This is a genomic window from Bacteroides sp. 43_46 (assembly GCF_001915455.1).
Taxonomy (GTDB): domain Bacteria; phylum Bacteroidota; class Bacteroidia; order Bacteroidales; family Bacteroidaceae; genus Bacteroides; species Bacteroides caccae.
In genome coordinates this window covers 1-20245 of record NZ_MNQN01000123.1, presented here as the reverse complement: position 1 = coordinate 20245, position 20245 = coordinate 1, and the positions used below count along the sequence as shown (strand labels likewise).

The 20245-nt window shown below is 43.0% G+C and carries 14 protein-coding genes; 6 read left to right on the top strand and 8 right to left on the bottom strand.

Features of this window, described 5'->3' with window-relative positions:
- Positions 1-17: 17 nt before the first annotated feature.
- Both BHV72_RS14045 and msrC read left to right on the top strand, forming a co-directional pair.
- The gene (locus tag BHV72_RS14045; RefSeq protein WP_286856208.1) at positions 18-5078 is read left to right on the top strand and encodes a DUF4132 domain-containing protein; all 5061 of its coding nucleotides are present in this window, start codon (positions 18-20) and stop codon (positions 5076-5078) included.
- A gap of 8 nt (positions 5079-5086) precedes the next feature.
- Positions 5087-5557 carry a free L-methionine (R)-S-oxide reductase MsrC gene (gene msrC / locus BHV72_RS14040; RefSeq protein ID WP_286856205.1) on the top strand — a complete coding sequence of 157 codons (471 nt, stop codon included), beginning with the start codon at positions 5087-5089 and terminating at the stop codon, positions 5555-5557.
- Positions 5558-5669: 112 nt separating this feature from the next.
- Here msrC and BHV72_RS14035 read toward each other — a convergent pair whose 3' ends face one another.
- The 6 genes from BHV72_RS14035 to BHV72_RS14010 all read right to left on the bottom strand — a co-directional run bounded on the left by BHV72_RS14035 (position 5670) and on the right by BHV72_RS14010 (position 11421).
- Entirely contained in the window at positions 5670-5984 is a 315-nt protein-coding gene (locus BHV72_RS14035; protein ID WP_005681659.1) for a chaperone modulator CbpM, read from the bottom strand.
- A 14-nt stretch (positions 5985-5998) separates the two neighbouring features.
- Positions 5999-6964: a DnaJ C-terminal domain-containing protein gene (locus BHV72_RS14030; RefSeq protein WP_005678320.1), complete on the bottom strand. Its 966-nt coding sequence runs from the start codon at positions 6962-6964 to the stop codon at positions 5999-6001.
- A gap of 86 nt (positions 6965-7050) precedes the next feature.
- Complete coding sequence (locus BHV72_RS14025) at positions 7051-8754, bottom strand: phosphoethanolamine transferase family protein (protein WP_286856202.1); 1704 nt, start codon at positions 8752-8754, stop codon at positions 7051-7053.
- Positions 8741-9937, bottom strand: coding sequence for a BamA/TamA family outer membrane protein (locus BHV72_RS14020; protein ID WP_005681660.1), 1197 nt, complete (start codon positions 9935-9937; stop codon positions 8741-8743). Before BHV72_RS14020 ends, BHV72_RS14025 begins: the two co-directional genes overlap by 14 nt.
- Positions 9938-10033: 96 nt before the next feature.
- Positions 10034-11047 carry a threonine aldolase family protein gene (locus BHV72_RS14015; RefSeq protein ID WP_122134260.1) on the bottom strand — a complete coding sequence of 338 codons (1014 nt, stop codon included), beginning with the start codon at positions 11045-11047 and terminating at the stop codon, positions 10034-10036.
- A gap of 155 nt (positions 11048-11202) precedes the next feature.
- The gene (locus BHV72_RS14010; RefSeq protein ID WP_005678315.1) at positions 11203-11421 is read right to left on the bottom strand and encodes a winged helix-turn-helix domain-containing protein; all 219 of its coding nucleotides are present in this window, start codon (positions 11419-11421) and stop codon (positions 11203-11205) included.
- 236 nt (positions 11422-11657) lie between these two features.
- Between BHV72_RS14010 and BHV72_RS14005 the strand changes: the two genes are divergently transcribed.
- From BHV72_RS14005 to BHV72_RS13990, 4 genes are all read left to right on the top strand, one after another.
- Positions 11658-13397: a thiamine pyrophosphate-dependent enzyme gene (locus tag BHV72_RS14005; protein WP_122295626.1), complete on the top strand. Its 1740-nt coding sequence runs from the start codon at positions 11658-11660 to the stop codon at positions 13395-13397.
- A 66-nt stretch (positions 13398-13463) separates the two neighbouring features.
- Complete coding sequence (locus tag BHV72_RS14000) at positions 13464-14381, top strand: DUF2157 domain-containing protein (RefSeq protein WP_122134261.1); 918 nt, start codon at positions 13464-13466, stop codon at positions 14379-14381.
- Complete coding sequence (locus BHV72_RS13995; RefSeq protein WP_286856198.1) at positions 14365-15342, top strand: DUF4401 domain-containing protein; 978 nt, start codon at positions 14365-14367, stop codon at positions 15340-15342. Before BHV72_RS14000 ends, BHV72_RS13995 begins: the two co-directional genes overlap by 17 nt.
- Complete coding sequence (locus BHV72_RS13990; RefSeq protein WP_005678309.1) at positions 15308-15808, top strand: GDYXXLXY domain-containing protein; 501 nt, start codon at positions 15308-15310, stop codon at positions 15806-15808. Before BHV72_RS13995 ends, BHV72_RS13990 begins: the two co-directional genes overlap by 35 nt.
- Positions 15809-16041: 233 nt before the next feature.
- Here BHV72_RS13990 and BHV72_RS13985 read toward each other — a convergent pair whose 3' ends face one another.
- Positions 16042-17172 (bottom strand): OmpA family protein, encoded by a 1131-nt coding sequence (locus tag BHV72_RS13985; protein WP_122264847.1) that lies wholly within the window; start codon positions 17170-17172, stop codon positions 16042-16044.
- 109 nt (positions 17173-17281) lie between these two features.
- On the bottom strand, positions 17282-20185 hold the full coding sequence (locus tag BHV72_RS13980; protein WP_286856196.1) for a PL29 family lyase N-terminal domain-containing protein: 2904 nt from the start codon (positions 20183-20185) through the stop codon (positions 17282-17284).
- Positions 20186-20245 lie beyond the last annotated feature (60 nt).

Below are 20245 nucleotides of genomic sequence, written 5' to 3'. Positions count from 1 at the left end.
CAAAAAAACAGATAATCATGAGAATCATTTACAATGAAGATTTGAATAAACGAATCATCCCGTATGTGGACAAATTAATAAAGAATAAAAAAAAGCTGGATAAAGAAACGGCTGTTCTCTTCGATGTATTCATTCAATATCTTGACATGGATACCCGTTACGGGACGTATGGCGAGCAATTGGAGCCTTGTATCACCGAAATCATCCGAGAGGAAAGTATCAGGAATGTCGCCCATCTTTTTGACGGAAAACTAAATAAACTACTTCTCTACTTATTGGGGGACGAATATGCCGGGCTGTTTCATACTTACTTGAAAATCAAGGCCCGTTGCCCGTATACTTGTGGGTATTCACGACGTTCACAACGTTCGGTTGACCCGACCCTGCATCTCAACCATGTGACAGATGCACTGACCCAGTTTCTGAAACTACGTGCAACCGGGTTTAACGAACAGGCCATACTCAACGGAGGAAGAACACCGGAAGAAATAGAAACAATCAAAGACGCTATGAGTTGCCAGAGTTGGATGGCTGCCCAAATAGCGGAAGGAAATGCCACCGTCATTGAGTACTTGCAAAACGTGCTGACCAGCGAAAACAATGCCAACCGTCTGAATCAGGGACACCTTCAAGCTATCGCTGCCAGCGGATACCGTCCGTTGCTCGAACTGGAAGGGAAGTTATTGTTGGCTGCCAAACTGCAAGAAGGACTCCGGCAAGCTATCGTAGAGACAATGGACGAAGGCTGTCCCGAAAGCTACCTCTACCTATTTTCCATTATCTACGACAACGGACTTCAACGCTTTGCTTCCGTGAAACGCGGCATAGCAGTCAGTACAGGTATCGGCGAACAGGACAGCAGTGACCGTATCACCAATAAATATGTAGAACTCATCCGGCATTTCCTGAATAATCAAGAGGACGCCCGCGAGGCTCTCCAAAGCAAAGACACAACCAAGCTTTACCTGGCATTATGGAGTATCGGATTCTATAATACGGAAGACATTCAGGCACTTATACCGCAAATCATCAAAGAAGGTGCTAAATATCAGGTAGAAACTCTCCTCTATTTCCTGCGTTGCACGCAATATACAGGGATGAACCATCGCATCAGCAAAGAAGCGCTGGAAGTATGGCACAACGAACCTTCGGTGGTTGCATCCATTCTTCCTCTCTATATGAACGGGATCCATCTCAGCCGGTACGGCAATTATCAAGAAGGTCCGCAACTTATCGACTACTTCGAAACAAAAGAAGAAGCGGTCCGCCACTATGAATACCTGAAACAAGTCTATCAGTCAATCTCTGCCAAAGAGACTTACTCTCCGTACATATTCTTCTGGGAAAGTGCATTCCTCACCCGTTCGGACATTGTACTCAAAATGGCATACATCACCTGGATGCTGCATGACTCGGCATTAAGGGACGATCTCTGTGCTTATCTGCCTACTCTGGAAACTTATATGAGAGCAGGATATATCGGCATTGTACTGAATCCTCCCACCAGCCAATTACAAGAAGAATACGTACTTCAATCACTCGGTGACCGTTCGGTAGATGTACGCGACGAAGCTTATAAAGTATTGTCCGATATGACTTTATCACCCGAACAGAACCTGAAGGTAGAGGAATTGTTACGATTCAAATACAGCGAGATGCGTATTAACGCTATCAATCTGCTGATGAAACAGCCGAAAGAACAACTGGCAGACAGTATCCGCCGCTTACTGACAGATAAGGTATTGGAACGCCGTCTGGCCGGTCTGGATATGATGAAGACTATCCATAATACAGAATTTCTACAGGATATCTATCAGGAACTTCTTCCTGTTGTCAAAGAAATCCGAAAACCGAACGCCAAGGAAAAGGTATTGATAGAGTCTCTGATTGGCGACGGAACGGAAAAGACAGTCACACAGCACTACACGAAAGAGAACGGTTTCGGACTGTACGACCCTGCCCTGGAAGTCAACCTGCCGGAAATCACTCCGGACAAAGGATTCAATGTGAGAAAAACATTTGAACTTATCTGCTTCGGAAGGGCAAAGCTCATCTTCAAGAAGCTGAATAAATACATTGAAACATATAAGAACGCGGAGTTTAAGAATAGCTACGGGGAAGCGTGCCTGATAGGCAATAGTGTCTTGATAAACTGGAGTAACTACGGAGGATTGAGCGGACTCGGACGTCCGGAACTTTGGAAAGCCTTCTATGAAGAAGAGATAGGCAGTTATGACAAATTACTGATGATGAGCTTCATGCTTGCATCGACAGGAACTCCCCAGGATGAAGACGATTATGACGAGGAAGATGAGGAAGACAGAAAAGCAGACCAGAAATCGGCCAATAGCTTCGATCCGCTTATCAACCGGATGTATACAGGTGTCGTCTATCGCGGGCTGCAAAAAGAACTCCGCAAGCTGACATATTACGATCAGATTAACGATATCATCGAAGCACTGGCTCATGAATACAGGGATGAAGCTGCCTATCAACAGTTATCCGTCAATATGCTTCTCCAATTATTGCCATTGCTGAATACAGAAAACATTTTCCGTCAATATACCAACAAGCACGCATGGCTCAGGGATAAAATGGAATACGGAAAGAAACAAATCGTTTACCCGATACACAACAACAAGTTTGTGAACTTCTGGCTCGAAATACCTCAAAAGCCGATCAGCGATGATCTGTTCGTCCGCTACTTCACCGTACGCTACCAGCTCTACAAGCTCACCAATTACATGGAGCATACACCCGAACTGGAAGAAACGGACTCTTACCTCCAGGCTACGGACTTCGCCCGAGCATGGATGCTGGGATTAATTCCGGCCGAAGAAGTTTACCGGGAAATGATGGGACGTGTCAACTCCCCCAGCCGCGTAGAGGCTATCACAAAAGTATTGAATGACAATTTCCGTTTCAGTAAAGAGAAAGAAAGGTATGCCGATATCAAAGGAATCGACTTCTCTCTGTTCCGTTCACTGGCACAAAAGGTGGTCGACAGGATTCTGGAAATAGAATTGAAACGGGGAGATTCCGAAACGCAGGTAACCAGTCTTGCCGAAGAATTGTCTTATGTCTACGGAGCCAAAACGTTCATCGGCATCCTGCAGGCATTCGGCAAAGATACCTTCATTCGCGACAGCTATAACTGGAACAATACGAAACGCGGAGTATTGAGCAGCCTGCTCCACGCCTGCTATCCACTGCCGACAGACACCAGTGCCCAACTGAAAAAGCTTGCAAAACAGGCTGAAATCAGCAATGAACGACTGGTAGAAGCTGCCATGTTCGCCCCGCAATGGATAGAACTTACCGAGAAGGCGATCAATTGGAAGGGACTGACAAGCGCAGCTTATTATTTCCATGCCCATACCAATGAGACCTGCGATGACAAAAAGAAAGCGATTATCGCCCGCTATACCCCGATTGATGTGGAAGACCTCCGGGAAGGCGCATTTGATATTGACTGGTTCAAAGATGCATTCAAGACTATCGGCAAACAACGCTTTGAAGTAGTCTACAATGCCGCCAAATATATTTCATGCAGCAACAGCCACACCCGTGCCCGCAAGTTTGCCGATGCAACCAGCGGCACGGTAAAGGCGGCAGATGTAAAGAAGGAAATCATTGCCAAACGGAACAAGGATTTGTTGATGAGTTACGGACTGATCCCATTGGGACGCAAAGCAGACAAGGAATTGCTGGAACGTTACCAATACCTGCAAAAGTTCTTGAAAGAAAGCAAGGAATTCGGTGCACAAAGACAGGAAAGCGAAAAGAAAGCCGTCAGCATCGCACTGCAAAACCTTGCACGTAATTCCGGCTACGGAGACGTCACCCGCCTGACATGGAGCATGGAAACGGAGCTGATTAAAGAACTGCTCCCTTACCTGACTCCCAAAGAGATAGACGGTGTGGAAGTATACGTGCAAGTCAGCGAAGAAGGCAAGCCAGAGATCAAGCAGATCAAAGCGGGCAAAGAGCTCAACAGTATGCCCGCCAAACTGAAAAAACATCCGTATGTAGAAGAACTGAAAGCGGTGCATAAGAAGCTGAAAGACCAGTATACCCGTTCGCGCATTATGCTGGAGCAAGCAATGGAAGACTGTACCCGTTTTGAAGAAAGCGAGTTGCGCAAGCTGATGCAAAATCCCGTTATATGGCCGTTGCTGAAACATCTGGTCTTTATCTGTAACGGACAAACAGGTTTCTACACTGACGGATTGCTGGTGACGGCAAACGCCGTCTGCCTCCCGTTAAAAGCGAAAGACGAGTTACGCATCGCCCACCCCACCGACTTGTATGCAAGCGGCAACTGGCACGCATATCAGAAATTCCTGTTCGATAAAGCAATCCGCCAACCTTTCAAACAGGTGTTCCGCGAGCTCTACGTTCCTACTTCCGAAGAGGCGGAAGCAACACAATCCCGCCGCTACGCCGGCAACCAGATTCAACCGCAGAAAACAATTGCCGTACTGAAGGGACGTCGTTGGGTAGCCGACTATGAGGACGGACTTCAAAAGATCTATTACAAAGAGAATATCATTGCCAATATTTACGCAATGGCCGATTGGTTCTCGCCTGCCGACATCGAAGCTCCTACGTTGGAATATGTTTGTTTCTACAACCGAAAGGATTATAAGCCCATGAAGATTTCGGAGATTCCTCCCGTTGTGTTCTCCGAAGTAATGAGGGATGTAGACCTTGCCGTAAGCGTGGCGCACGCCGGAAGTGTAGATCCGGAAACCAGTCACTCTACGATCGAAATGCGTAGCGTATTGGTGGAACTGACAATGCCGTTGTTCCATTTCAACAATGTGAAGGTGGAAGGCAACTTTGTCCGTATCGAGGGCAAGCTGGGCAAGTACAACATTCACTTGGGAAGCGGTGTGATTCATCAGGAAGGAGGCGCACAGATTGCCGTTCTCCCGGTACATTCACAAAACCGCGGACGCTTGTTCCTGCCATTTGTGGATGAGGACCCGAAAACGGCTGAAATACTGACGAAGATTATCTTCTTTGCAGAAGACGACAAGATAAAAGATCCAAGTATATTAAATCAAATCAAGTAACAACCGATATGGCAGAAAATTTATCAATCAACGCGGGAAGCAAGGAGGAAAAGTATCGTGAACTACTCCCGCAGTTATACGCATTAATAAGTACGGAAACGGATTTCATAGCCAATCTTGCGAATCTTTCCGCCGCATTAAAGCAGACTTTCAATTTCTTCTGGGTAGGCTTTTATCTGGTGAAAGGCGATGAGCTTGTGCTAGGTCCGTTTCAAGGGTCTATCGCCTGCACTCGTATCCGTTTTGGCAGAGGAGTTTGCGGCACGGCCTGGAAAGAAGCACATACGCTGATTGTTCCTGATGTAGAACAATTTCCCGGCCACATTGCATGCAGTTCCGATTCCAAATCGGAAATAGTTGTACCGATGATGAAAGAAGGGAACGTGATCGGAGTGCTGGATATTGACAGTGATTCATTGGATAGTTTCGATGATATTGATGCGCACTATCTGGAAGAAATCTGTACATATCTCCGATAGTCATATTCTCCCGGAACAGTCTTATTAAAACAGAGGCTCTGATTGAGTGAATCAGAGCCTCTGTTTACTATAAATGAAGCCTCTGTTTAGTACAAACAGAAGCTCTATTTTTCTACCGGTCAGTATCTTCTATTTCCCGTTTGCGGTATAGCGTAAGCTGCTTACGGAGTGAGTCCATTTCGCGTTTCATCTCCTCCATTCTTTCCAACAAGTGATGAATGGCGTCAATGCCTTCCATATTAATGGACAAGTCATAATACATCCTGCTATAACGTTCCACGTCCGGAAGTTCGGACACGAGCAGATAATGTTCACTACCTTCAGTGTGCACGTTAATTAAACCGCCTTCTTCCAACAATTCAATGAATGAAGGCTCAATATGACATTTGTGACAGTATTCACTGACAATAATTAATTCGGTCTGCATGGTACTCATTCATTTTAGTTCATACTCTGTAATTGACGGAACAATTCCTTCTGTGCATCCGTCAAATTCGTAGGAATCTTAACGGAATAGGTCACAATCAGGTCACCGAATTGTCCTTCCTTCTTATAAACCGGGAATCCTTTTCCTTTCAAGCGTACTTTCGTACCGTTCTGTGTTTCCGGCTTTATCTTCAGTTTCACTTTACTGTCCAAAGTGTCGACTATCTTCTCACCTCCCAATACGGCAGTGTAGAGATCTATTTCCACATCAACATACAGGTCGTCGCCCAAGCGTTTGAAAACAGGATCTTCGGCAATGACAAATGTAATGTACAAGTCGCCTGCAGGTCCCCCGTTGATACCTTCGGCTCCGTAGCCCTTCAGCTTAATCACCTGACCGTCGGCTACACCGGCAGGAATAGTGATACGTACCTGTTTACCGTTGACGGTCAATATCTGTTTATGCGTCTGAGCAGCATCACGAAGCGACAGATGAAGCTCCGCATTAAAGTCCTGTCCACGGAATCCCGCAGCACCTTGTCCCTTGCCTCCCCTGTGGCCGAACATCGACTCGAAGAAGTCAGAGAAGCCACTGGCGTTACCTCCGGAAAAGCCTTCTCCATCGGAGCTATACCAATATGTTCCGTTACCATCGGAAAAACCTTGTCCTCCGCCACCGAATCCGCCAAAGCCGCCCGCACCACCAAAGCCTCCGGCCTGTTGCTGCGCTCGTTTCTGTGCTTCGAATTCATCAGCATGCTTCCAATGTTCTCCGTACTCATCATACTTTTTACGTTTCTCAGGGTCACTCAGTACCTCATTGGCTTCATTGATTTCCTGAAACTTATCCTTTGCACTAGGGTCGTTAGGATTCAAGTCAGGATGATACTTCCGGGCCAACTTACGAAAAGCCTTTTTGATATCATCTTGTGAAGCACTCTTGTCAACTCCAAGAATCTTGTAATAATCTATATAGGCCATGTTTTATGAATTTAATCGTTCATACATCATATTGCAAATAACACGCCAATCTGTCTTTTGGATGAAAATTTTAGCAAGTATTAAGTTTAGGTGTTGATTTCCTGTTTTTCCAACATATAGAAGTCCTGTTTCTTCATCCCTAAATCATCCAACGGACGAGGTTCGTTATGGTCGTTCAGATAGACTCTCGGCCTCATTTTATAAAGAGGGGTTGCCACAGATTGCGAATCATCCCGGTAAGGAGTTTTTATTCCTCCCAAGTCCAGCATCGTCGGAAAGAAGGAACTGCTGGAGGAAATATTCTTTTCTTTATTAGCCGTCACAGCTTCCCAGTGTTCGGGATAGGTTTCCCGATAACTGTCGGACATCCAGATAAGAAACGGAATATGAAGCTGATAATAGGACGGTACAGGTGAGGCATGAAGGAAAAGATGACGGGGGTCGTCAAAAATATCTTCTCCGTGATCGGATGTATAAATCAAGGCTGCATCTGTACCTTGATTCTCCAACATACCGATAAGGCGTGCCAATAAGCTGTCCGTGTAACGGACAGAGTTATCGTATGCATTTACCAGATTATCCCGAAATTTCCTTTCCGCCTCAACCGGATAGTCCGGTGTAAAGAAAGCGTCTCCCGACGGATAACGTTCCCGATAGTTGAAATGAGAACCATAGGTGTGAAGGACGATAAATTGTTTTTTTGCACCTTTGGCCAATTCCTGCTCTACCAATTTCAAGAGTTCATTGTCAGAAGGATTATAGGAAAAATCCAACGAATCCTCTTTTATAAAATCAAAGGTATCGGCTTCCCTTCCGAAAAAGTCGATGAAAGAATGATTAAAACGTTGGTTAGAGAAAAAAACTGTCCGGAAGCCCGCTTCTTTAAAGGCAGTAATGATTCCTTTCCGATGGTAAATAGAGTCATAACTGCAAGCAGTAACGTCAGACAATAACATAGGCACACTTTTATGCGTGGTATTCGATTCTGTCAGCACTTTCGGGAAAGCAACCAATCCCGACTGCTGGACAAGCAACGGATTCGTTTCCCGTTCATAACCATACAGTTGCCAGTTTAATGCACGGGAGGTTTCGCCCACTACCATCACGTACACCTCTTGTTTCTCCTCCGGATGCGTAGCTTGGGCATGGAAGGTAAAGTCTTTGGAAGTGTGGTGATAGTTCTGCGTCAAGGCAGTCCGCTGAAAAGCAAGCCCTACGTTATAACAGACATTCAAAGGGTATAAGTCCGATTTCAGTTCATAGCCGGGATCCTGTACGTATGCCCCGGCAAGGCTGAGAAGGGAGACTCCGAAGACGACGAAAGCCCTTTTACGTTCTCTGCGGATAAACGCTGCCGATAACATTCGTTTTCGGACGATTGAAATGGTAGCCAACACCAAAGCCGGTATATACAGTATCACCACAACGACAATGGCAGGCGTCAGATTGCCAAGCAGTTCCATAGCTTCGCTCGAATTGGTGGTCACCAGGTTCAGAAACATATCGACAGCAATAATGGACTGCCCGAACAGATAGAGCAACACAATCTGGAACGCTCCGAAAAAGAGAAACAGGAACAAAATCCAAAGCATTTTACCGCAATTTCTCGATAGTGTCATTAGCAGGTAATAACATCCAAAAGGTAACAGGACATTGCAGACCTTTGCTATAAACGACAGCGGCTCCGTAAAACAGAGCACAATATTAGGTACAATCAGGATGAACAGAAACAAGTAAAACAGATGTTCCTGATCCTCCAACCATTTCTTTATGTTCTTAAAAAGCTTCATTTATATTAAAAATAAATCCGGTCTGGTGTTTACCAAAACCTAAATCCAAACGTACATTTACTCTCTTTTTAAATTCCCAACGATAACCAAAACCATAATTAGGAAGAATATGTTTCGGAGTAAACGCAGAAAATTCCGGGAAGATTGTTCCTGCCCCTGCCCATACAGCTACCCCATTTCGCTTCCAGACATGCTGGCGAAGTTCTATTTGTGCATCCATAGCACACTTGTCACGATAACGTCCTTCATAATATCCGCGCATCGAATAAGAACTTCCCAATGTTGCCATTAATCCCCAAGGGGTATCTCCATAAGTCAGCAGAGTGTGAAACTGTCCGGCCAATATCCCTCCCTTCCATATAGGGTGATAATAACTGGTGGTCAGTTCCGTACTGCTGAAAGCATATTTATTACCAAAGAAGGCGGGGCTGAACCGTTGGTCTATCCTCAGATAATATCCACGATAAGCATTGGTCAGGAAATCACGTGAATCATAAAGAAGGGAAAGGCCGAGACTCGTATTCGTTGTCCGTGCCGCCATTCCTTCCCAAAGCTCCGGTTTTTCTAAATCCCGTCCGTCAATATAGTCGAATACGGCCATTGGACCGATATAAAAGTTCTTTGCCATTCGGAACATAAAATCGACTTTTACCTGTGCCTGAAAACGTTTATAGTCACTTTCGTTATCGGAGTTTGCCCCATTGTCGTATCCTCTCCCCCAATAAAGGCTGGGGAAAGAATAAAAATAAAGGTTATAATTCAACCGATATTTATCCTGCGGAAACAAATGATTTCCACGAACTCCCAACAAATAGAAGCCGACAGTCGACACATCTCCATAAAGAGAAACATTTGAGGGAGGAAGAATCGTATCAGCAGAATCGGTACGATACAAGCCTGCCGCCACCAGCCCGAGCCCAAACTTGGTATCACTAGAGTAGTGAGGACCACCTATCACACTGAAATCAAACTTTTTATTCTTTTTCTCCTTGTTGGCGTCATTGAAGTAGTCAAGGAATTTCTTGAAGAAGCTGCGCTTTGCCGGAACAGAATCGTTAACGGCCGCAACAGATATAGAGTCTTCCGGCAGTTCTATTTTAGTAGAATGCGTCTGCGCACTAATAAAGGTTTGTGTCAATAATAATAGTGCGAATAAGATTAGCTTGTTCTGTCTAGTATTCATATATAATAAGAAGTTGAAAACTCTAGAGACAAAGTTAGTTTCAAACTTCTTATTACAACAGCGTTATGTGGGCTTTTGTTGTCCCCTTTTTCCCTTTTAACGTTTTAAAAGTCGAATGAATTCATCAACATCTTCTTCCGTTGTATCAAAAGAAGTTACTAGACGAATTTCATCCTTATCTTCATTCCAAAAATAAAAGAAATAAGATTCCAACATTCTATCAATAATAGGACGGGGCATTGTAAGGAACAACTGGTTACTTTCTACCTTTTGAGTAAAAGTTACTTCCGGGAGTTTCTTTAACTCTTTGTAAAGCTTAGCTGCCATTACGTTGGCATGCGTGGCATTCTTCAACCAAAGTTCATCCGTCAGATAAGCGGTGAACTGGCAAGAGAGATAGCGCATCTTCGAAGCCAGTTGGGCAGACTGCTTACGGACAAAACGGGCTTCTTTCTGCAAGTCCTTATTGAATACAATAACACACTCCCCCATCATCAGTCCGTTCTTCGTTCCGCCGAAACTAAGGACATCCACTCCGCAATCCACAGTCAGCGCCTTAAAAGAAAGCCGGAGGGCGGCACAGGCATTGGCAATTCTAGCTCCGTCCATGTGGACATACATACCGTTCAAATGAGCAAAGTCCGTCAGACGTTTCAGTTCCTCGGGCGTATAGATAGTTCCCATTTCCGTACATTGGGAGATGTAGAGGGCTCTCGGTTGAGAATGATGCTGGTCACCGAAACCATGCAAGTAAGGTCGCATCAGCTCGGGAGTCAGTTTACCATCGGGAGTAGCAATCGGACGAATCTGACAACCTGTCATCTTCACGGGAGAGCCGCATTCGTCAACATAAATATGGGCTGTTTCGGCACAGAAAATAGAATGATACGGACGCGTCATTAACTGCAACGCCACCACATTGCTACCCGTTCCGTTGAATACAAACAACGGCACACAGTCTTGTGTAAAAGTCTCTTTTATTTTTGCAACGGCTTCTTCCGTCCATTTATCGTCTCCATAGCCTAATGCATGGTCTGTGTTTGCCCGGTTCAACGCTGCCATTACCAACGGATGCACACCGGAATTATTATCAGAGGCAAAACTTCTCATTGTTTCCTTACATTTTAAATTGGATGGCAAAGTAACAGATTTATTTTCAAAAATCAAGTAGCACGAAGATATATCTAAAAACAAAAATCCCCGACGCACTAACTACACGTTACCACTCCGGGAATTTCTTTGTTTTCAGCAAGTACCAAACTCCTTTAGCCGATGTAAACATTTACACAGAGATATACATAGAGTTCTTCATCACATTGGTCAAACTCTATCTTATTCTCTCTTGATAACCAGCCTAAAGCGGCACCCAGCTCTTTATCTTTCAGCCCGGATTTCCTTTTCAGAGTTCCGTAGCCCCATTTCTCATTATTGCTAAGCAGCTGCCAAACTTTACCGGCATTCAAACCGATTTCATTTCTGTCCATTTTTCTAGAGTTATTTAGAGGTTTAAAACATTAGGTTAAGATTTTACCTAGAAAGATAACAAAAGGACATTACATTTGTTTATGCTACTTTACCAAAAACCTGTTACTAATTTATTTTTAACATAAAAGCCGCGATGTGTACCGACACAATACCGGTATTAGCGTATGTTAAAATAGAACTTTTCTTTGCAGACATCTGTTATTATCAGAGAATCAATCCTAAACCTATTACAGATATGGCAAAGAAAATAGCAGAACAACTAATAGACACTCTGGCAGAATCGGGAGTGGAACGTATTTACGCCGTGACAGGCGATAGTCTGAATGAAGTAAACGAAGCTGTCAGGAAGAATAATAAAATAAAATGGATACACGTGCGGCACGAAGAAACGGGAGCGTATGCCGCCGCAGCAGAAGCGCAACTGACAGGACGTCCGGGATGTTGTGCCGGTAGCAGCGGTCCGGGACACGTGCATCTTATCAACGGTTTGTATGACGCACAACGGTCGGGTGCACCGGTGATAGCTATTGCCTCCACTATCCCAAGCAGAGAATTCGGTACTGAATATTTTCAGGAGACCAATACAATCAAGCTTTTCAATGATTGCAGTTATTATAATGAAGTAGCCACTACTCCCAAGCAATTTCCGCGTATGCTCCAGTCGGCCATTCAGACAGCTATTACTCGTAAAGGAGTAGCCGTAGTCGGCTTACCGGGAGATCTGGCAAAGGCATCGGCCGTTTCTGTCGATTCGTCAGTCCGGAACTATTTCACCCGGCCGGAAGTCTGTCCTTCGGAAGAGGACCTTATACTGTTGGCCGATTTATTGAACAGTCATGAACGTATCACCTTATTCTGTGGCATCGGTTGCCGTGGGGCGCACGAAGAAGTGATTGCCCTTTCCGAGAAACTGAATGCCCCGGTAGCATATACTTTTAAAGGAAAAATGGAAGTGCAATACGAAAATCCGTACGAGGTAGGAATGACCGGATTATTGGGAATGCCTTCAGGATATTACAGTATGCACGAAGCGGAAGTACTTCTCATGCTCGGCACGGATTTTCCTTACTCTGCTTTCCTGCCCGATGATATCAAAATAGCCCAGATAGATATAAAGCCCGAACGCCTGGGACGCCGCGCCAAAGTAGACATCGGACTTTGTGGAGATGTGAAAATGACTATTCAGGCATTATTACGTATGCTGACCCCGAAAACAGATGATACTTTCCTGTTGAAACAGCTCAAAAGATACGAAGAGGTAAAGAAAGATTTAGCTGCCTACACGAAAGATAAAGGAGAAGTGAATAAGATTCATCCCGAATACGTGATGTCGGAGATTGACAAACTTTCTTCAGATGACGCTGTATTTACAGTAGATACGGGGATGACTTGCGTATGGGGAGCGCGGTATCTGCAAGCGACAGGTAATCGCCACATGCTGGGTTCTTTCAATCACGGTTCTATGGCAAATGCTTTGCCGCAGGCTATTGGTGCTGCCTTGGCTTACCCCGAACGCCAGGTAGTCGCATTATGCGGTGACGGAGGTTTGTCTATGACTTTAGGAGATCTGGCAACGGTGGTTCAGTACAAACTGCCGATTAAAATTATCGTATTCAACAATCGTTCGCTGGGAATGGTGAAACTGGAAATGGAAGTTGACGGGCTACCGGACTGGCAGACAAATATGTTGAATCCCGACTTCGCTCAAGTAGCGGAAGCGATGGGAATAACAGGTTTCAATGTCAGTGACCCGGAGGAGGTATTAACGACCCTATACAATGCCTTTGAAATGGACGGTCCGGTACTTGTTAATATTATGACCGACCCGAACGCACTCGCCATGCCTCCCCAAATTGAGTTCGGACAAATGGTAGGCTTTGCCCAGTCGATGTATAAGTTATTAATCAACGGGCGTTCGCAAGAAGTTATTGACACAATCAATTCTAACTATAAACATATACGGGAGGTATTTTAGATTATCGGATAAGGTGATTATCATTTTATTTTCTTATGTTTGTAATCATCAAAAAGTATAAAGCACATGGAAAAGTCAGACTTTTCACCTTTGCCCCGGCAAGCTCTCTATGCGAATAAAAGACAATGGAATCAATTTCTTTCCATTTTCTTGTTAGCGGCAGGCATTGGTTTTACAGTAGCAGGCATTATCTTCTTCTTTGCCTACAATTGGGATGAACTCCCCAAATTCGCCAAACTGGGAATGGTAGAAGTTTTACTGGCAACCTCTGTCCTGCTCGCCGTATTCACCCGGTGGAGTACGCTCGTCAAACAGGTTCTCCTTACCGGAGCAACCTTTCTGACAGGTACGCTTTTTGCCGTATTCGGGCAAATCTATCAGACCGGAGCCGATGCATACCACCTATTCCTCGGGTGGACACTTTTTACCTTTCTTTGGGCAGTAGCTATCCGTTTCGCCCCGTTGTGGCTGACATTTATCGGACTACTCAGTATAACAATATGGCTGTATGTAATACAAATAGTACCCGGTCATTCGTGGACCAGCGCTTTGCTCACCAGCGCAGTAACCTGGATATGCGCCACATCAACGATCGTTGCGGAGCGAATGAACATAAAAGGGCAGTTGAATAAACGAAACCATTGGCTGATCAGCCTCCTGTCGTTGGCTACAATTATACATACCAGTTATCTTACAATGGCAGCTATCTGTGAAGATAATACCATTCTATCCGTCCCATTAGCAAGTACCATTCTTTTGTTTTCGGTAGGATTGTGGTTCGGTCGGAAACAAAAGAATCTGTATTATCTCGCTACCATTCCTTTTGCAACTCTAATGATCCTGCTGACTACCTTTATATCACACAGTAATCTCAGAAATGTCAATCTATTTCTCTTTGCAGGAATTATCGTTATCACAGGAACGACCTTGATTATATATTCTATTCTCCACCTAAAAAGGCAATGGTATGGCACAGAAGAATAACCTGACAATCCAAGTAGTGTCAATTATCGGAGGAATCCTGACTACTATCTTCTTTTTGGGATTTCTGGTAGTTGCCTCGATTATCCGCACTGAAACATCCAGTCTGATAATCGGATGTTTATTCATCATTACTACCCTGACAATAAGTCGCCGGCTCACAGTTCCTTTTCTGGATGCAATGAATATCACTCTGTACATCGCCGGATGTGCACTGATTGCTTATGGACTAAACAAAAGTACAAATGCTCTCTTTATTGCACTTGCGATAACCGGCATTTTCACTTTCTTCTTATCGAAAGGTTTCATCTTACCTTTCCTTTCTGTCATTCTATTTATTATTTCTTTTCTTGGAGAGTTAGCTTATTTATCTTCGTCAATACAACTTTTGCAAATAGCAGTAGTCCCGGTTTTAGCAGTTTTCCTGTTCACCAATCTATACGAAAGGAATATCCTGACCGGATTAAAGGAAAACTTAGTTTCCAAATACACACCTTTCCATTCCGGCTTATTCGTTTCCTGTATCTGCTTATTAGCCGGATTGTCTGTTAATTATGGAATACCCGCACCCTATTGGTTACTATCTATCTTTATCTGGATCGGGATTCTTCTTATTATTCAACGTATCATGCCGGTAATGGAAGTAACGAACCCGGTAAGTCAGATCGGAATATGCATTCTCTGTATCCTTATCTGCCTGCCGACAATGTTCGCCCCATATCTGTCGGGTAGTCTCTTACTGATACTGATATGTTTTCATTATGGCTATAAAGCAGAATGTGCCGCCGCACTCCTACTCTTTATCTATGCCGTTTCCAAATACTACTATGATTTGAACCTAAGCCTGCTTGTGAAGTCAATCACGCTTTTCTTCACAGGAATCATATTCATGATCGCTTGGTATTATTTCACTCAAAAAAGAACGAAACATGAAAAAACAGAGTCGGATACTGATTATCACTAACCTGTTACTTTTGTTAGGATACCTCAACTGGTCCATTTACCAGAAAGAACAAACACTGAGAGACGGTCAACTCGTATTGTTTGAACTGGCTCCCGTCGACCCTCGTTCACTTATGCAAGGTGATTACATGAGCCTCCGTTATAGAGAAGCTACATCGGACTTACTCGGCGATACACAAGTAGCTACACATGGATATGCCGTATTAAATATCGACAGTAACCGGGTAGCCCGTATTGTCCGACTTAAGGATGCATTGGAACCTTTGAACGATAACGAACTGATCATCAACTATAAAATTGTAAATGATCGTTTATTTCTTGGTGCCGAATCTTTCTTCTTTGAAGAAGGTCAAGACACCCTTTATCAAAAGGCAACATACGGAGGCCTGAAAGTGAACGCCAAAGGAGAAAGTTTACTTGTGGGATTGTATGATAAAGACTTTCTGCTGATTAAGCCTGATAGATGAATATCGAAAAGCCCGGACTTTCACAAGCCTGGGCTCTTTGTATTCTTAAAACATCTCCTTATCTATAGGGAAAAAGGGACTAGCAAATTGCTTCTAGCGTAATAAGTGAGATGCCTTAAGAGCTATAAAGGGATGTCCGTGGGAAATAAGGGAGGCATCCCTTCCAAGGAACAGTGATTTGAATGGTACACTTTCACAAGCATCTCCATTCAGCTGTTTCCTTTTATAGTATTTCATTCTGTAATACAAATACTTACACGATTTTCTTTCGGAGTAGAATAAGGTTGTACTGTATCTCCTTTGAAGTCAACTTTTATTCTGTCTGCCGCAATGCCTTTAGATTTCAATGCTTCAGCAACATTCTTGGCACGAGCCTCGGACAACTTAAAGTTTATTGTTGCATTACCTGTATTTACATCTGCATAACCTGTTATGCAAATCTTTGCCGCAGGATTTTTCTCCAGATACTCAACCAAAGAGCTAATTTTTTGCTGTTGCTCATCCTGAATACGAGCAGAGTTCAAAGCGAAGAAAATATTCTGCTTCATAGGTTCTACAACTATTTTGTCTTCCTTCGGCTTCGATTGCTCCACTACCGGAATCGGTTCAGGACGCTGCTCCACTGTCGTAACAGAAACAGGTTGTTCGGGTTCATAAGAAACAGGAGCCACCTTCCTGGAGCTTTTTCCTAATGTGAAAGAGAGCCCAACCAATCCATTGAATTGCCAATCAGCATTCACACCTTTCTTAGAGTTAAACTTGTCAGACAACATATTTGTATTCAACTCAAAGTTGATAGCCACATGATCATTCAGACGAAGATTTGTCCCCAGCCCGATACGTCCTGAAGCATACAGTTTCTTACCTGTCCACAAACGTTGCAAATTGTACCCGCTTGCGTTCAAAGCTACAGCCTCATCATTGTCAAAAGCGCCATTCAAGCCTATACCCAGAAAAAGATATGCATTGAATATACGTTTTGAATGGAAACCATAACACAAGTTACTTAGATCAAACATAGCATCTAGGCCACCCTGCAAATATTTATATTTATAAGTAATTGCCGGATTTACCCAACCTCCTTTAGCCTGCCAGCCACTTGCTTCTGCCCGAACTGCAAACAACGGAGTAAACTTATATCCCAAAGCTACCGCTACGGACGGAGATACCAAATCTCCGAAAATCGCTTCACCTAAAGTATAGGCACCTCCTCCTTGCAGAGACAGAAACCAATGTGGATTGAACTCAGTTTTTCCTTCCTCTTTTTCGGAAAACTGTTCTTTTGTGTAACCAGACTGCCAAGCAAAGGCAACATTAACGTACGTCAGGAATAGAACCAACAGAATGTGATATTTAATCTTCATATTTATTATATAATTCAACTCAAAACAGAGGACGCCCCGTTTGTTTACTGGAACGTCCTCCGTAATTTATCTACAAATCAAGTTTCTTTATAAGAGAATCATGACTTTGTTATTTAATTGCTTTTTCTGTCAATGTTACAGGAATCTCACATTTTACAACTGACAAATCTTTGAATGTCACAGTTGCAATTACCGTAAGGTTGTAATCTCTAGTCAAAGTAGAACCTTCGTTTTTCCAAGTAACTACACCTGTAGTAGCATTAACCTTTAACTCTGAATTTGCAGACATATTCTTGTCAAGTATAGCCCAATCACCTTCTTCAACGAAAGCATATTCAACACTTACCATGTCAGCATTCAGTTTATAAGTATTTGTAGCTTTATCACTCAACACTAATGTAGTAGCAGTAGAGCTATAAGAGTAAATAGCGCTTCCTTCGTTATCCTTCACAAGAACTTCAGGCATAGTGGCTCCGGTGTTTACACCAATTCCATTACCAAAGATCTTTATGCCGGTAGCTTTTGTAGCAACAAACGGATTAATGAATACGATGTTATATGCAAAATCACATGTTTCACCATTTTCCAAAGTTACCTGATAAGTCATGTTCTTAACATCATCACGTTCGGTCATCGGCTCAGTCAACTTAACTGTCTGATCTGTTGAGAATGAAGCCAGAGGAGACGGAGATACACCTGTTACACCAGAAGCCCATTGGAACTGAAGTGCTTTTACATTATTAACTTTATTATAGTATGTGAAGATATTCTCACCTGCTTCATTATTTTCAAAATGCTCGCTCACTACAGAAGACATTTCCCAACCGGAGTTTTCCTGTCCTTTGACTACAATACAATCCTTATAAGTCTTTCCATCAGCAAGAGACTTATATGTCTCGTTATAATACAAAGGATTATAAGTATAAGCAACACATTCTTCCTTCACATAGAATACTTGTTGAAGTACAATATCACCATGAGATGTATCATTAGAAGGAATAATAATCTTAACTGAGTATTTAGCACCCTTACCGTCTACGTTTTTGTAAGTATTCTGAGTCTTGATCAGATTATTGATACCCACTTTGATAGCAGATGTCTTAGTTGCATCATCGTTCAATTTAATATTCAGAAGAAGACCTGATTCATCATTTATCACTACATCTGTACTCTGTTCTGCCTCTTGATCAATAATAGTCAGTTCCTGACCATTTTTGTCAGTTACAGTAACCAATACATTATATTTATGATCATCACCACCATAATAATTCCAGAATGTAGTAGAAGTCAATTTTGCAGTACCGTAAATCTTATTGTTGATAGCCTGATAGTCCATGCTGACATTATCAAGATTATAGTCATTAGTGAATGCTTTTTCACCACCTTCTAACTTATGATAATCAGCTGCTTTATCAGCAGACATATCAATAATTCCATAATCAGGTTTTTCGTCCGGAGCCTGAGATGTTTCTGTAATCTCCAATTTGATATAAGATGAAGCTACGAGTTTCTTTTCACCTGCATTGCTAGTTAAGAAAGCGTCTACTCTAACAACAGGAGTACGTCCGATAGCCGGAGTTCCGTTTTTCACTTCAGGATTAACTTTAATAACACCGTTACCGGCAATGTTTTCTCCTTCTTTTACGATAAACCATTGTTGATTTGTCTTTTCGTCATCTTCAGCCAAATAGTTCTCAGGTATTGAGAATTCATAACTCATGCCTTTGAATCCCAATGCTGCCAACCAATTATCTTTATCATTAGAATACAATCCTACATAATCTTTCAAATTAATAGTAGCATCATATTTAAATGTAGCGTTTGCAGCAGCGTCCAATGCAACAAACTGTTTGATGAAATCATCTGATTCACCATCTTTATTGATAGATTTTGTACGCTCATAGAAAGTAATAGCAGCATCGTCACCTTCCTTAGTTTTTACGCTATCAGCAAGTACCAAGTCAATCTCGCTAGATGTAGCATATACATAATCAGATGTCATTGGTTTTTGACCATACCATGCCTGTAAAGCAGCAATGTTATATTCAGCATTTTGAGCCAATGCATTCGGATTAATTGTTGTTCCGATAGTTACAACACCATCCGCCACCTTCGTCTCGTCAACATTCAGCAACACTTTCTTGTCACCAACTGCACGGGTTTTCACTTTACGATCGATAAAGCCGAATACAGTTTTTCCGTCAACATTTGCATCTTCCGGATTCAAGCGATAATTCAATGCCACAACATTTGATTTACCCCAATCTTTCTGTGCAATGAATTCGCCACTAGTAGTATTAAACTTAGCTTCATTTAAATAACTCTCGATATGATAGAAAGGCTTACTAGTAGTTGCATAAGGAACATCTGTACTTACTACATCAGGAATGAATGCGATAGAAGATAAAGCAATGCCTGAAGTGATGTCTATTGCTATACCATCCGGTGCTCCTTCAACTCCTTGAAGTGTCAATACATTACCATTAAGAACAGCAGTAACTCCACCTTCAGATGCTGCGGTTTTCCAACTAATATCTGTTGCTTCTACCAATTTACCATCCTGATAAATATCAAAACAGCCAGTTTCTTTGTTAGGTACATAGTACTTACCGTTTTCACCAGGTGTACCTTCTCCACCAGCCGGTCCGGCAGCACCGGGTGCTCCATCTACTCCGACAGCTTTATATTCGGTTTTCACACCATTTTTGTACCAATAGCCATCTTTCTCACCAATCGTCCAAACATCAGCATCCGCACCATTTTTACCATTAGTCAGTTCATAGCTTTTGCCGTCACTAAGCGTCACAGTAATTCCGTTCTCTCCTTTCACAACATTTGTTATAACGGAACCGCTGTTAACCTTTGTCTGCAACTCCTCGAGTGACACCTTTACAGCGTCAATCTGTGTTTGCAGATTGTCGATGTCATCATCGTAGTCCTTACAACCTACATAGGTGACAGTAGAAAGTGCCAGCGCCCCGAAGAACATCACTTTTACAAATTTTCTTTTCATAACTACTTAAAAATTACATTAATAATATATTATTAAACACTAAGTTTCAATAATAGACAG

Bases quoted from the DNA above. Each gene is read 5' to 3' on its own strand.
- BHV72_RS14020 (WP_005681660.1), bottom strand. From the start codon at position 9,937: ATGAATACTAGACAGAACAAGCTAATCTTATTCGCACTATTATTATTG.
- BHV72_RS14015 (WP_122134260.1), bottom strand. From the start codon at position 11,047: ATGAGAAGTTTTGCCTCTGATAATAATTCCGGTGTGCATCCGTTGGTA.
- BHV72_RS14025 (WP_286856202.1), bottom strand. From the start codon at position 8,754: ATGAAGCTTTTTAAGAACATAAAGAAATGGTTGGAGGATCAGGAACAT.
- BHV72_RS13990 (WP_005678309.1), top strand. From the start codon at position 15,308: ATGAAAAAACAGAGTCGGATACTGATTATCACTAACCTGTTACTTTTG.
- BHV72_RS14035 (WP_005681659.1), bottom strand. From the start codon at position 5,984: ATGCAGACCGAATTAATTATTGTCAGTGAATACTGTCACAAATGTCAT.
- BHV72_RS14000 (WP_122134261.1), top strand. From the start codon at position 13,464: ATGGAAAAGTCAGACTTTTCACCTTTGCCCCGGCAAGCTCTCTATGCG.
- BHV72_RS14030 (WP_005678320.1), bottom strand. From the start codon at position 6,964: ATGGCCTATATAGATTATTACAAGATTCTTGGAGTTGACAAGAGTGCT.
- BHV72_RS13995 (WP_286856198.1), top strand. From the start codon at position 14,365: ATGGCACAGAAGAATAACCTGACAATCCAAGTAGTGTCAATTATCGGA.
- BHV72_RS14010 (WP_005678315.1), bottom strand. From the start codon at position 11,421: ATGGACAGAAATGAAATCGGTTTGAATGCCGGTAAAGTTTGGCAGCTG.
- msrC (WP_286856205.1), top strand. From the start codon at position 5,087: ATGGCAGAAAATTTATCAATCAACGCGGGAAGCAAGGAGGAAAAGTAT.
- BHV72_RS14045 (WP_286856208.1), top strand. From the start codon at position 18: ATGAGAATCATTTACAATGAAGATTTGAATAAACGAATCATCCCGTAT.
- BHV72_RS13980 (WP_286856196.1), bottom strand. From the start codon at position 20,185: ATGAAAAGAAAATTTGTAAAAGTGATGTTCTTCGGGGCGCTGGCACTT.
- BHV72_RS13985 (WP_122264847.1), bottom strand. From the start codon at position 17,172: ATGAAGATTAAATATCACATTCTGTTGGTTCTATTCCTGACGTACGTT.
- BHV72_RS14005 (WP_122295626.1), top strand. From the start codon at position 11,658: ATGGCAAAGAAAATAGCAGAACAACTAATAGACACTCTGGCAGAATCG.